General features: G+C 65.7%; 13 protein-coding genes. 9 read left to right on the forward strand and 4 right to left on the reverse strand.

Going from position 1 to position 12,343, the window contains the following annotated elements; all coding sequences use genetic code 11:
* Window positions 1-72 precede the first annotated feature (72 nt).
* The 7 genes from ACWF5H_RS02150 (at window position 73) to ACWF5H_RS02180 (ending at window position 7,020) form a co-directional block, all read left to right on the forward strand.
* The gene (locus ACWF5H_RS02150) at window positions 73-1,224 is read left to right on the forward strand and encodes a histidinol-phosphate transaminase (RefSeq protein WP_452034534.1); all 1,152 of its coding nucleotides are present in this window, start codon (window positions 73-75) and stop codon (window positions 1,222-1,224) included.
* Window positions 1,225-1,372: 148 nt separating this feature from the next.
* On the forward strand, window positions 1,373-2,554 hold the full coding sequence (gene pdhA / locus ACWF5H_RS02155) for a pyruvate dehydrogenase (acetyl-transferring) E1 component subunit alpha (RefSeq protein WP_364649248.1): 1,182 nt from the start codon (window positions 1,373-1,375) through the stop codon (window positions 2,552-2,554).
* The gene (locus tag ACWF5H_RS02160; protein ID WP_452034537.1) at window positions 2,554-3,528 is read left to right on the forward strand and encodes an alpha-ketoacid dehydrogenase subunit beta; all 975 of its coding nucleotides are present in this window, start codon (window positions 2,554-2,556) and stop codon (window positions 3,526-3,528) included. The genes pdhA and ACWF5H_RS02160 overlap by 1 nt, the downstream gene beginning before the upstream one ends.
* 13 nt (window positions 3,529-3,541) lie before the next feature.
* Window positions 3,542-5,071, forward strand: coding sequence for a 2-oxo acid dehydrogenase subunit E2 (locus ACWF5H_RS02165; RefSeq protein ID WP_452034539.1), 1,530 nt, complete (start codon window positions 3,542-3,544; stop codon window positions 5,069-5,071).
* Window positions 5,072-5,171: 100 nt separating this feature from the next.
* On the forward strand, window positions 5,172-5,687 hold the full coding sequence (rraA, locus tag ACWF5H_RS02170) for a ribonuclease E activity regulator RraA (protein ID WP_452034541.1): 516 nt from the start codon (window positions 5,172-5,174) through the stop codon (window positions 5,685-5,687).
* A 20-nt stretch (window positions 5,688-5,707) separates the two neighbouring features.
* Window positions 5,708-6,748 carry a serine hydrolase domain-containing protein gene (locus ACWF5H_RS02175; RefSeq protein ID WP_452034542.1) on the forward strand — a complete coding sequence of 347 codons (1,041 nt, stop codon included), beginning with the start codon at window positions 5,708-5,710 and terminating at the stop codon, window positions 6,746-6,748.
* A gap of 44 nt (window positions 6,749-6,792) precedes the next feature.
* Window positions 6,793-7,020: a hypothetical protein gene (locus tag ACWF5H_RS02180; RefSeq protein ID WP_452034544.1), complete on the forward strand. Its 228-nt coding sequence runs from the start codon at window positions 6,793-6,795 to the stop codon at window positions 7,018-7,020.
* Here ACWF5H_RS02180 and ACWF5H_RS02185 read toward each other — a convergent pair.
* Together ACWF5H_RS02185 and ACWF5H_RS02190 are read right to left on the reverse strand one after the other, a co-directional pair.
* Entirely contained in the window at window positions 6,998-8,287 is a 1,290-nt protein-coding gene (locus tag ACWF5H_RS02185) for an aminotransferase-like domain-containing protein (RefSeq protein ID WP_452034545.1), read from the reverse strand. The genes ACWF5H_RS02180 and ACWF5H_RS02185 overlap by 23 nt on opposite strands.
* A 66-nt stretch (window positions 8,288-8,353) precedes the next feature.
* Entirely contained in the window at window positions 8,354-9,328 is a 975-nt protein-coding gene (locus ACWF5H_RS02190; protein WP_452034547.1) for a LuxR C-terminal-related transcriptional regulator, read from the reverse strand.
* Between the two features lie 655 nt (window positions 9,329-9,983).
* On the opposite strand from ACWF5H_RS02190, the gene ACWF5H_RS02195 reads away from it, so the two are divergent.
* Both ACWF5H_RS02195 and ACWF5H_RS02200 read left to right on the forward strand, forming a co-directional pair.
* Window positions 9,984-10,955, forward strand: a complete 972-nt coding sequence (locus ACWF5H_RS02195) for a lantibiotic dehydratase C-terminal domain-containing protein (protein ID WP_364649275.1) — start codon at window positions 9,984-9,986, stop codon at window positions 10,953-10,955.
* Window positions 10,952-11,140, forward strand: a complete 189-nt coding sequence (locus tag ACWF5H_RS02200; RefSeq protein ID WP_364649278.1) for a hypothetical protein — start codon at window positions 10,952-10,954, stop codon at window positions 11,138-11,140. The genes ACWF5H_RS02195 and ACWF5H_RS02200 overlap by 4 nt, the downstream gene beginning before the upstream one ends.
* 110 nt (window positions 11,141-11,250) lie before the next feature.
* Here ACWF5H_RS02200 and ACWF5H_RS02205 read toward each other — a convergent pair whose 3' ends face one another.
* Both ACWF5H_RS02205 and ACWF5H_RS02210 read right to left on the reverse strand, forming a co-directional pair.
* Window positions 11,251-11,742: a hypothetical protein gene (locus ACWF5H_RS02205; protein ID WP_452034548.1), complete on the reverse strand. Its 492-nt coding sequence runs from the start codon at window positions 11,740-11,742 to the stop codon at window positions 11,251-11,253.
* On the reverse strand, window positions 11,735-12,220 hold the full coding sequence (locus ACWF5H_RS02210) for a MarR family winged helix-turn-helix transcriptional regulator (protein ID WP_452034549.1): 486 nt from the start codon (window positions 12,218-12,220) through the stop codon (window positions 11,735-11,737). Before ACWF5H_RS02210 ends, ACWF5H_RS02205 begins: the two co-directional genes overlap by 8 nt.
* Window positions 12,221-12,343 lie beyond the last annotated feature (123 nt).

Genomic DNA, 12,343 nt, shown 5'->3' on the forward strand with positions numbered 1-12,343 from the left:
GGCTTATGCTGCCACACCCCGCCGTCGCCACGGGCGAATGAACTGTGCCGCGGCCCACGTATCCTTAAAGGCATGATTTCTCCTGAGAACCCCATCAAGGAAGCTGCGGTTCAGGCAGCAGGAACGTCGGCCCGGATACTCCCCCGCCCGGTCCTCGACAGGCTGCCTAAGTACGCTGCCGGCAAACCGCCGACGGCGATCGAGGGACTGCAGTCCTACAAATTGTCCTCCAACGAAAACCCCTTGCCGCCGCTGCCTGCGGTGCTGGAAGCCGTAAACGCGCAGACGGACATCATGCGCTACCCCGACCCGCTGTGCACCGCGCTGCGGACCGAGTTGGGCCGCTTCCTGGATGTCCCGGCCGACGATATTGTCACCGGCGCCGGAAGCCTGGGCGCCCTAGTGCAGATCCTGCAGACGTTTGCCGGACAGCACGAGGACGGCAGCGAAGATGAAGTCGTCTACCCCTGGCGGTCGTTCGAGGCCTACCCGATCATGGTGGGACTCTCCGGCGCCCGGAGTGTCCAGATCCCCAACCGGTCCGACGGAACGCACGACCTCGAAGCGATGCTGGACGCCGTGACCGAGCGGACCAAGGTCATCCTGCTGTGCACACCGAACAACCCGACAGGACCGGCGCTGAAGGCAGCCGACGTGGAGAACTTTGTCCGCGCGGTCCGGGACGACATCATCGTGGTCATCGACGAGGCCTACACCGAGTTCGTCCGCGACGCGGAGGTAGTCGATGGCGTGGCGATGTACCGCAAGTACCCGAATGTGGTGGTGCTGCGTACCTTCTCCAAGGCGCACGGCCTGGCCGGCCTGCGCGTGGGCTATTCGATCTCGCAGCCACAGATCACCCAGCACCTACGCGTCGCGGCAACACCGTTTGCGGTCTCCAGTCTGGCCGAGCATGCGGCCATCACGTCGCTTCAGCACTACGACGAAGTTGTAGAAAGGGTACAAAGCCTGGTCGACGAACGCGACCGTGTGGTCGCCGGACTCAGCATGCTGGGCTGGAAGATTCCGCAGACCCAGGGCAACTTTGTTTGGCTGCCGCTGGGCGACCGGTCGCAGGAGTTTGCCGAACTGGCCGGGCAGCAAGCACTGTCCGTCCGGGCCTTCGCCGGCGACGGTGTCCGGGTCACTATCGGCGAGGTCGAGGCCAACACCCGTTTCCTGGCGCTCTGTGAGAACTATACAAACGGTCCCGGCGTTTCCTGACGGTAATAGCACGGGTCACCGCACCCGCTGCCGTTAGGCTAGGACGAGACAAACGACCGATATATGCCGGGTCAGGAATGCATTCCGGACCCGGCATATATGAACAGCGAAGATCGCCGGATGCCCGGCGGATCGGCGAGGAGTTCATATGGGCGCTGAGCACTTGCCCGCCTCGGAGTTCGATATCGAAGAACTCGAGCAGTCTTTGGTGACCGGCGACCCCGCTGACGCGCCGCCGCTGGTGCAGTTGATGGCGCCCGACGGCAGTGTCCGCGAGGATGCCAAGTACGCCCAGTTCGCAGCCCACCTGGACGGCGACGCGCTCCGCGCCATGTACCGGGACATGGCCCTGGTCCGCCGGTTTGACCAGGAGGCCACCGCGCTGCAGCGGCAGGGCCAACTGCTGCTGTGGCCGCCCCTGCTCGGGCAGGAAGCGGCGCAGATCGGCTCCGGCAGCGCGCTGCAGCCCCAGGACTATGTGTTCCCGACCTACCGCGAGCACGGTGTGGCGCTCACCCGCGGGCTGGAGCTGTCCAAGGTGCTGCGGCTCTTCCGCGGCGTCAGCAACGGCGGCTGGGACCCGCGGGAAAACAACTTCCACCTCTACACGCTAGTGCTGGCCGCCCAATCACTGCATGCGGTCGGCTACGCCATGGGTGTCCAGCGCGACGGCGAGGATGCCGTGACGGTCGCCTACTTCGGCGACGGGGCCAGTTCGGAAGGCGATGTCCACGAGTCGATGGTGTTTGCCGCCTCCAACCAGTCGCCGGTGATCTTTTTCTGCCAGAACAACCACTGGGCGATCTCCGTCCCCTCGGAGGTCCAGTCGCGGATCCCGCTGTCCAACCGGGCCAGCGGCTACGGCTTCCCGGGCATCCGGGTGGACGGCAATGACGTGGTGGCCGTCCACGCGGTGACGCGCTGGGCGCTGGAGCGGGCGCGTTCGGGCAAGGGCCCGGTGCTGATCGAGGCGTTTACCTACCGGATGAGCGCCCACACCACCGCGGACGATCCGACCAAATACCGCGAGGCCGCGGAAGAAGAGAAGTGGCGCGAGCGCGATCCGCTGCTGCGGTTGGAACGGTATCTGCGCAGCACCAACACCGCAGGCCAGGACTTCTTCGACCAAGTCACCGAGGAGGCAGACAAGCTCGCGGCCAGCACCCGCGCCGATGTGCTGGCGATGGAGGCCCCGGACTTCGAGGACCACTTCGCCAACGTGTACGGAGATCCGCACCCACTAGTCCAAGAGGAGCTGGAGTGGCACCGGCAGTACCAGGCCGGCTTCGCCGAGGACAACGCCGGACAGGCTGAAGGGGAGGCACGCTGATGGCCACCATGACCATTGCCAAGGCGATTACCAGCGGCCTCCGCGCCGTCCTGGCCGACGACCCGAAGACGCTCATCATGGGCGAGGACATCGGCAAGCTCGGCGGCGTCTACCGTGTCACCGAAGGACTGCAGGCCGAATTCGGTGCGGACCGGGTGGTCGACACCCCGCTGGCCGAGTCGGGCATCCTCGGCACCGCGATCGGATTGTGCTTCCGCGGCTACCGGCCCATCTGCGAGATCCAGTTCGACGGGTTTGTCTTCCCGGCGTTCAACCAGATCACCACGCAGCTGGCCAAGATCCGCTCCCGCAGTTCCGGCATGCTGTCCGCCCCGGTCGTCATCCGCATTCCCTACGGCGGCGGCATCGGATCGATCGAGCACCATTCGGAATCCCCGGAAGCGCTCTTCGCGCATACCCCCGGACTGCGCATCATCACCCCGTCCAACGCGCACGACGCCTACTGGATGACCCAGCAGGCCGTGGCCAGCGAGGACCCGGTGATCATCTTCGAGCCCAAACGCCGCTACTGGCTCAAGGGCGAGGTGGACACCGAGTCGGCCGGCCGCGATGCCTTCAGCGCGCAGGTGGTCCGGGAGGGCACGGACGCCAGCATTGTGGCCTACGGCCCGCTGGTCCCGGTCGCCCTGGCCGCGGCGATGGCGGCCGAAGAGGACGGCAACAGCGTCGAGGTGATCGACCTGCGCTCCATCTCGCCGATCGATTTCGACACCGTCACGGCATCGGTCGAGAAGACCGGCCGATTGATCGTCACGCACGAGGCCCCGACCTTCGGCGGCATCGGCGGCGAAATCGCCGCACGGGTGGGCGAACGCGCCTTCCTGAGCCTGGAGGCCCCGGTGCTGCGCGTCGGCGGCTTCCACATGCCCTACCCGCTGGCCAAGGTGGAGGAACAGTACCTGCCGGACATCGACCGCCTGCTCGAGGCCCTCGACCGTTCGCTCGCCTACTGATATCGGAGATTTCATGTCGAACACGCAGATTTTCAACCTCCCCGACGTCGGCGAGGGACTGGTCGAAGCCGAGATCGTGTCCTGGAAGGTCAAGGCCGGAGATACGGTGGCGGTCAACGACGTGATCGTCGAGATCGAAACCGCCAAGTCCTTGGTCGAGCTGCCCAGCCCGTACGCCGGCGTGGTCTCTGAACTGCTGGTGCCGGAGGGCCGGACCGTGGAGGTCGGCACGCCGATCATCGCCGTGGCCCCCGAGGGCGCTCAACCCGCGGCCGCATCGCCGCAACCCGACGCCCAGGCGCCGGCCGCCACGCCGGAGCCGGAGCAGCCGGTGCCGAATGCCGCCCCCGAGGCTGGCCCGCTGGTCGGCTCCGGCCCCAAGGCCGATCCGGTCAGGCGCCGGCTGCGGCGCGGCAGCGCCGCTACAACCACCGCTTCAACCATCGAAACAACGACGGCGGGGAGTGGCTCCGTGGTCCCGCCCGGCAAGGCGACCCCGCCTGCCGCCACCGTGCACTTGCCCGAACCGCAGGGCCAGGCACAGCACGTGCCCCCGGTTCCCACTGACGACGACGCTGCAGTCCCCGGTTCGGCCCCGGCCGCTGCCGGGCACCGGGGCGAAGCGGTCCAGGCCGCGGTCTCCCGGCTGCTGACGCGGGTGCTGGCCAAACCCCCGGTCCGCAAGGCCGCCAAGGATCTGGGCATCAACCTGGCGGACATCACCCCCACCGGCAAGGGCGGCGAGGTGACGAAGCAGGACCTGCTCAGCTACCAGGCCCAGCGCGAGGCGGAACAAGCGGCAGCCCCCACCTTCTGGACGGCGCGGAAGGGCCTGCTGGACAACCGGATCGAACGCATCCCGGTCAAGGGCGTGCGCAAGGCCACCGCGAAGGCCATGGTCGAATCCGCCTTCAGCGCCCCGCACGTCAGCATCTTCGTGGATGTGGACGCGTCGCGGACCATGGAGTTTGTCCAGCGGCTGAAGAAGTCCCGCGACTTCGAAGGCGTCAAGGTGTCCCCGCTGCTCATCCTGGCCAAGGCGGTCATCTGGGCAGCCGCCCGCAACCCCAGCGTCAACGCGAGCTGGGTGGAGACGGAGTCCGGCGACGAGATCCACGTCAAGCACTTCATGAACCTGGGCATTGCCGCCGCCACACCGCGCGGCCTGCTGGTGCCGAACATCAAGGACGCGCAAAACCTTTCGCTCAAGGAACTCGCGGTGGCCCTCAACGAACTGGCCACCACGGCCCGCGCTGGCAAGACCAAGCCGGCGGACATGCAGCACGGCACGCTGTCCATCACCAACATCGGTGCCCTCGGCATCGATATCGGCACGCCGATCATCAACCCGGGCGAAGTTGCGATCGTCGCCTTCGGTACCATCCGGCAGAAGCCCTGGGTGGTGTCAGGCGAAGTCATCCCGCGCTGGATCACCACGCTGGGCGGATCGTTCGACCACCGCGTGGTGGACGGGGACCTCTCCGCCCGGTTCATGGCCGACGTCGCCGCCATCATGGAAGAACCGGCGCTGCTGCTCGACTGACACGGGCGCCGCGGCGGTGAGCTGTTTCGCCGCGCACCCTTGATGCCCGCTCGCACCGCGCTTGCTAGGATCACCGTGTGGCGAGGAGGAGCACCATCACGTGACCAACCCAGCAGGCAATGCCAAGGCAAGCACCGCCGTCGAACCCGCGGTGACGCCCACCGCCGACCTGTACGACGAGCGCGGTGACGAGCTGGCCTCGGTGGCGCTCCAGTTCGGCAACTTCGGCGGCCGGGACGCGTTCAGCGGACCGGTCCGGACCATCAGGTGCTTTCAGGACAACGGCCTGGTGAAGTCAGTGCTCAACTCCCCGGGGGACGGCGCGGTGCTGGTTGTCGATGGCGGAGGATCGCTGGAGACGGCCCTGATGGGGGACATGATCGCCGCCGCCGCCGTGGCCAACGGCTGGTCCGGCGTGATCATCAACGGAGCGGTCCGGGACCGGGCTGCCCTGGCACAGTTGCCGCTCGGCGTGAAGGCCCTCGGCAGCAACCCCCGCAAAAGCGCCAAACAGGGCAGCGGCGAATCGGACGTGCCGGTCGAGATCGGGGGAGTGGTCTTCCGGCCCGGCGCCACGGTCCACGCCGATCTGGACGGCGTCCTCGTCGACGGCTGACCGCACGGTACAGTCGCCCCATGACTGCTTCTTTCGACGCCCAGGTTGCCGCCGGGATCATGCAGAGCGCGGCAGCGGAAGACTTCTCCGGGGCCATCCACGTCCGCCAAGGTGGGCAGGTCCTGCTGGATGAGGCCTACGGCGTGGCCACCCGGCGCTGGAACGTGCCGGTCAGCACGGAGACCCGGTTCGACGTCGCGTCCGTGACCAAGCTGTTCACTGCCGTGGCCGTGCTGCAGCAGGTCGACGCCGGGACGCTGAGCCTGGACGGGCTGATCCACGACCACGTGGACCTGGTTGGCACGCAGATTCCGGCCGACGTCACGCTGAAGCAGTTGCTGACCCACACCTCGGGCATTGCCGACGACGCGGACGAGGAAGCGGGCGAATCCTATGAGGCGCTCTGGCACGAGCGGCCCAATTACTCGGTGACGGAGACTGGAGATTTCCTGCCGCAGTTTGTCCACAAAACGCCCAACTTCCCGCCGGGCCAGGGCTGCCGTTACTGCAACGTCGGCTACATCCTGGCGGGCTTGGCCCTGGAAAAGGCGACCGGAGGCAGTTACCGGGACTACGTCGTCGAAAACATCTTTGCCCCCACCGGGATGACGGCAGGATTCTTCGACATGCGCCAGGCGGTCCCCGATGTGGCCGAGGGCTGGGAGCCCACCGCTGACGGGACCGGCTGGCGGTCGAACATCTACAGCTACCCGCCGATCGGATCCCCCGACGGCGGCGCTTACGCCACCGCACGCGATCTGGTGGTTTTCCTGGACGCGGTCAGGGCCGGACGGCTGCTTTCGCCCGCAACCACGGAAGCCTTACTGACGCCCCAGGTAAAGCACCACGAGAACGGCGACCAGCTTCTGGAATACGGATTCGGGCTCGAATTCCGGTCCGTCGGCGGACGCCTGCGGTCTCTGTCCAAGGACGGCATCAATACCGGAGCCAGCGCCATCGTCGAGTATTTCCCGGTCCACGACCTGACCCTGGCGATGGTCTCCAACGCAGAGGACGGAGTCTGGGGTCCGCTGCGCCGGATCCACGCGCTGGTCCAGTGAACCTGCCGGCCGCGCCGCCGCACGCGCTGTGAAAGACTGGGCGCATGAGTAACAACAGGCCCTCGGGTCAGCGCCGCAATGACTCAGGGGTGCCCAGGATCGACTGGAAGGGCACGCTGTGGGCCATGGCTGCCGTTTTCCTGCTCAGCTATGTGATGATCTGGCTGGTTCCCGGCCTGCATCCGATCCTGCGCATCATCATCGTGATCGGGCTGTATTTCGCCGGCCGCTACGCGTACTACCGCTACATCAAGAACCGGCGCCGGCCATAGCCTTCTTGAGGACCGGGGCAAGCCTTCGCACACCCTCGCGGATGGCCTCCTCGGGCACGGCGCTGAAGGCCAGCCGGAGCTGGTTCGACGGCTCGTCCGAGGGGCTGAATGCGGCCCCGGGGATGAAGACCACGCCGGCATCGATCGCGTCATAGAGCAGGGGGTAGGTGTCCACGCCCTCCGGCAGGGTCACCCAGACAAAGAATCCGCCCTCCGGCTCGGTCCAGCTGGCACCGTCCGGCATGAACTCCTTCAAGGCGCCCAGCATGGCCGAGCATCGCTCGGCGTACAGCTGCCGGTAGGTATCGATCTGGCCCAGCCAGTCATGCTCGGCCAAATACGTGGTGATCAGCATCTGGTTCAGCGTGGGCGGACACAGGGTGACCGCCTCATTGGCCAGGTAGAAGCTCCGCTGCAGGTGGTCGGGCAGCAATGCCCAGCCGATCCGCAGGCCCGGCGCCAGAATCTTGGAGAATGAACCCAAATAGATCACGTCGTCGGGGTTGTCGGCACGCAGCGGCCTCAGCGGTTGGCCGTCGAAGCGCAGCAGCCCGTACGGGTTGTCCTCGAGCACCAGAATGCCTGCCTCGCGGCAGATCTCCACGACGTGCTGCCGGCGCTCGGAGGCCAGCGTGATGCCGGATGGATTGTTAAAGCTGGGAATCGTGTACAGGAACTTGATGCTGCGGCCTTCGCCCTGCAACTCTTCGATGCGGCGCTGGAGTTCTGACGGGATGAGGCCGTGCTCGTCCATGGCGACCGGTTCCACCTGGACCTCATAGGCCTCGAAAGTGTTGAGCGCCCCCACATAGGTCGGGTTCTCGCAGAGCACCACGTCACCAGGATTGCAGAAGACTTTGGCGGCCACATCCTGGGCCGACTGGGAACCGGCGGTGATCACCACGTTCGCCGGGTCTGCGCCGGTGATGCCTTCGTGCTCCATCACGCCGCAGATCGCGCGGCGAAGCTCTTCGGTGCCCTGTCCGCCGCCGTATTGGAGGGCGGCCATCCCATGCTCGGCGATCAGACGCTGTGCCATGCCGGCGATCTTCTCCAGCGGCAGGGACTGCAGGTAAGGGTTGCCGCCTGCCAGCGAGACCAGGCCGGGCCGCATCGAGATGTCGAAGACGTCGCGGACGGCCGATTGCTTGATGTTGGCCGACCGCTGCGAGAAGAGATGTTGGTGCCGGTGCGCCGCCGTCGCGCGTTCCAGCGCCACTTCCGTTTCGGCTGGCAGGGCCGCGAGGTCTGCATCCTGTGAAGTCACTCACACAGGATAACGCGACATGTTACGGAACAGGAAACAGAAGTTTTCTATTAGTGCTGCTTCGGCTCAGAGCCAGCCGGCGTCCCGGGCCTTCAGCGCGGCCTGGAAACGGCTGTCCGCGCCAAGCTGTTCCAGCATCCAGGCGATGTGCCGCCTGCAGGTGCGGACGCTGATGTCCAGCCTCCGGGCGATGACCTCGTCGGAGTACCCGGCTGCCATGGCGTTGAGGATGGAATGCTGGATGCCGTTGAGGGCGGACGCGTCGCCGTCCTGCCCGTCGAGCACGTAGGGATCCGCCAGCTCCCATGCCACATGGAATAGGTTGATGAAGACCTGGATGAGGTTGAAGTCGCGAACCACCAGGGCGCCGCGGTCTTCCGGGTGCAGTTGGCGTCCGATCAGGGCGAGGTTCCGGTCGAAGATCATGATCTTCAGCGGCACGTAGGGGAGCGTGCGGTACTCGCCTCCGGCCGGGGAGATCGCGGCGACCGCTTTGCGCGTCGGCACGTGGTCCAAGGTGCTGGCGTGGCTGATGTTCTTGCGGACTACGCCTCGTTCGAGCAGTTCGAGGTCCTTCTGGATGCCCTCTTCATGGACGTCGGCAGAGGAGCCCGAGCCGGGCTGGCTGATGAGCACCTGCTCGGCGACGTCGCGGCCGTAGTCCACCAGCAGCTTGCGGATCACAGCGGGGTCCTCGAGGACCTCGACGGAGGAATCGAGCGAGACGCGCTTGCGGGCCGCAAGATAGGTGGGGACCAGGGCGGCCATATCGGCGCGGTGTCCGCTGATCTTGGTGCGCAGGTCGATCAGGAGCCGCTCGTCGGAGTCCACCAACTGCGACAGCGCGACGTCGGGAGAAATGGCAATATAGGACTCCACATCCGGTGCCGGCTGCTGCAGCAACTGCCGGCTGACCAGTTCCCCGATGGCAATGTTGAGGTCGCGGATGGTGTAGCCAAGGGCCGTGGATACGGTTTCCTTGGTCCAGCCGGGATGGGCCACAGCGAATTCGTAGACCTCGAATGCCGTCCCGCTCAGCATGGGGCGCTCCTCCGGTTGATCCATTTATGTATCACGCAGGGCTTGCTATTTCAGCCGCTGTGCGGCGGCTCTTGGGCCAGTCTAGGGCACTTCTTGGGCTAATCCTGCGCTGTCCGAAGGCTGCTACTTGCTGCCATGGCCACATTATGCCACCCGCTAGCGGTGTTTGTCTGGCCAACCGTCTAACCACCTGAATTCCCCGGTTTCACGCGGAGAAGAGCGCTGTCTGTGGCCTGTCCGGAACCTGTCACTGCAAGCCCCGAGGCACGATCAGGGCATGTCCGGATGTTGCAAGTGGATTGGCTGGACAGGCGGAGCGCTCGCACGGAACTCTTGGAGTTGTCGGGCCGAACAGTTCGGCTGGATTAGCCACCGTACGAACCGAAGCCATGTGAAGGGAATGACATGTTCAAGAAGATCGCAAGCATCGCGGCAGGGCTGCTGGTTGCATTGGGGGCGGTCTCCGCGGCCACCCCGGCAGTAGCCGCCGATCTAGGTCCGGTTCCCCAGTCAGCAAAGACAGTTTCTACTTCCGCCCTTATCTGGGACTGGTAAAAAGCCGCCCCATCTCATCGGCACTGCGCTGAATCCGTAACCAGGACGACGCCGGCTATCCCTCCCCAAAACCACCAGAACATCGAACCAGGAGAAGCGCATGAGCCAGCTGACAGCCATCCGCCCGACAAGTTCGGTGAACGTCAAACCGTACTGGTGGGTTCTGTCTATTTACACGGGTAGGCAGGACGTAGTTGACGCCGTCATAGGAGAACTGGTTACGCCGCTGGTCGCCCACGCTCGCCGCGAAGGCGTGGGCCGCTGGTACTTCAGCCACAGTGCCGACCAGATGGGGCCTCACCTGAAGGTCCGGTTCCTGGGCCGCCGTCCAATCCTTGACAGCCTCCAAAGGTTTGAGCTGGCGGCCCGGGACCGGGTCCTCGACATCCTCCCCGATGTCACGACCCAGGAGAACTTCGTTTTGCCCTCCGGCAGCGAGGACTCCATCCAGACTTCCCCGGGCGACGCAGTTGTCCCCGTTCCGGAAGCCGACCTAGACCGTTTCGGCGGGGCAGACGGGTTGGAGCTGGCGGAGGAGGTGTTCGAGCTCTCCTCCGAGTTGGCCATGTGGGCCACGCAGCGCTTCAGCAAGTCGCAAGGCCGGTCGGCGTTGGCCTCGCTGCTCCTCTGCGATGCGGCCTGGGCCATGATGTACGGGCCGAAGGCGCAGCAGTGGCCGGACCGCAGCCGGCTTTCCTGGGAGTACTGCTGGGACAACCACCTGAGGGTTTCCACCGCCGAGTTGGGCCGCTCGGCACCGAAGGCCCGGCACAGCCTCACCGCCGGTTTGGTCGCGCGCACGGCGCCCATGCACCGGTTGATGGCAGCCACCGCGGACGAGAGCAGCGTACAGAACTGGCGCCGTCGCTGGATCAGGACGCTTGACTCGTATCTCTACCGGGCGGATCGGGCCCGCGTGAGCCGCAGTGCCCAGCAACTGACGTTCTGCCAGGCCCACCTGTTGATGAACCGACTGGGTTTCACTACCTGGGAGGAAGCCGCACTGGGTGTCTATGCCCGAGCATGGTCGCCTGAGGTCGAATCCTCACTGTTGGAAAAGAGGACAAAATGAGCCCGTTCGGTTTCTCGTCGACCGGACCCGAATCCAGGGTGCCGGAAGTCCCGAACGAAAGAGCATCATCTGATTTGGACCAGATCGGCGTACTGGGTGCGCACGGTCAGGATGACGATCTCTGGAATCTCACCGGCAGCAATTACTTGCGTGATGCCGCGTGGGCAGACCAGGCCTGGCAATAAGAGAAAACCCCGCCGGCGTTCCGCCGGCCACCAAGCCATCCTCCCCCCATAGGATCAGGCCGGAGCCTCCCCCCCCCCAACGCTCCGGCCTGATCCGTTTTTACGTGATCCTACTTTTGTGGGACTGCGGGACTGGCCTCGTTCCAGGGAAGCCGCCGGTCCTGGCCCAGGATGGATATGGTCAGCGGCTTTCGGTGGTCGATGTCCGGCGGGATGTCGAAAACGTGTGTCATGGGCGCAAGATCGTCCGTGCAGGACGGTGAGCGTGGATCGTCATAGGTGTCGACGGCGTCGATGGCGACGTGGTTCGGCGACAAAACCGTACTGCCGGTACTGACCACCGGGCACGACGACGACCCATACGTGACGACGGCGAATTCAGTGCCGCCCTCGAGGAGAACCACCTGGATGGTGGATTCGGGATCTGCCAGCGGGTCGGGCTCCCGTAGCTCGGAGACTGAACCCGGCGGCGTCCCGCTGTACATATGGTTGCCCGGCTCGGGCAGCGGCCCGGCAGGTCCGCTGCATCCGACGAGAAGCAGGGCGACAGCAACGATGGCCGAAGCCAGGGACGCGGAAGAAGTGCAGCGCACGTCAGCCACCGGCGTCGGTTCCGGCTGCGGGTGAGGCCAGCAGCTTGTCCAGCAGCGCATCCAGCTGTGCCGCTTCCGCCGGATCCAGCCCTTCCGCCAGCAGTTCGTTGACGCGCAGGGCGCCGGGCATCAATTCGTGGAGCAGGGTCGCGCCGGCGTCCTCCAGAGTCACGCACTTGCGCCGCCGGTCGGCTTCGTCGCGGCAGGTGCTGATCAGGCCCAACAGCTCCAGGCGTTTTAGCAGCTCGGCCAGGGTGGACTTGTCCAGCTGCGCAAGCTGGCCCAATTCGCGTTGCCCGATGCCGGGTGCGTGCCGCAGCACCAGCAGCACTCCGTAGGCCACCGAAGACACCTCGGTGGACACTTCCCGCTGCCACAGGGTGCCGTGGAACTGCAGGGCGCGCCGGAGCTGGAAGCTGCGGTAGCGCTCCGGCTCAGATTCCGGCGCACGGCCGGCAGGCACCTCGGTGGCGGGGGACACATTCACGACTACATCAATTGCTTAATCTGTGACGAAGGTCAAATTGTTATCCGTGCCGGAGGCCGAGTAGTGTAACCCTCCGTATGCGGACGAAGTTTCCGAACGTTCGGTCGGTGTGGGGCGCAGTGT

Source organism: Arthrobacter sp. NPDC055138 (genome assembly GCF_053607305.1).

Coding starts and splice junctions, on each gene's coding strand:
- ACWF5H_RS02150 (WP_452034534.1), top strand. CDS start 73: ATGATTTCTCCTGAGAACCCCATCAAGGAAGCTGCGGTTCAGGCAGCA.
- pdhA (WP_364649248.1), top strand. CDS start 1,373: ATGGGCGCTGAGCACTTGCCCGCCTCGGAGTTCGATATCGAAGAACTC.
- ACWF5H_RS02160 (WP_452034537.1), top strand. CDS start 2,554: ATGGCCACCATGACCATTGCCAAGGCGATTACCAGCGGCCTCCGCGCC.
- ACWF5H_RS02165 (WP_452034539.1), top strand. CDS start 3,542: ATGTCGAACACGCAGATTTTCAACCTCCCCGACGTCGGCGAGGGACTG.
- ACWF5H_RS02175 (WP_452034542.1), top strand. CDS start 5,708: ATGACTGCTTCTTTCGACGCCCAGGTTGCCGCCGGGATCATGCAGAGC.
- ACWF5H_RS02180 (WP_452034544.1), top strand. CDS start 6,793: ATGAGTAACAACAGGCCCTCGGGTCAGCGCCGCAATGACTCAGGGGTG.
- ACWF5H_RS02190 (WP_452034547.1), bottom strand. CDS start 9,328: ATGCTGAGCGGGACGGCATTCGAGGTCTACGAATTCGCTGTGGCCCAT.
- ACWF5H_RS02195 (WP_364649275.1), top strand. CDS start 9,984: ATGAGCCAGCTGACAGCCATCCGCCCGACAAGTTCGGTGAACGTCAAA.
- ACWF5H_RS02200 (WP_364649278.1), top strand. CDS start 10,952: ATGAGCCCGTTCGGTTTCTCGTCGACCGGACCCGAATCCAGGGTGCCG.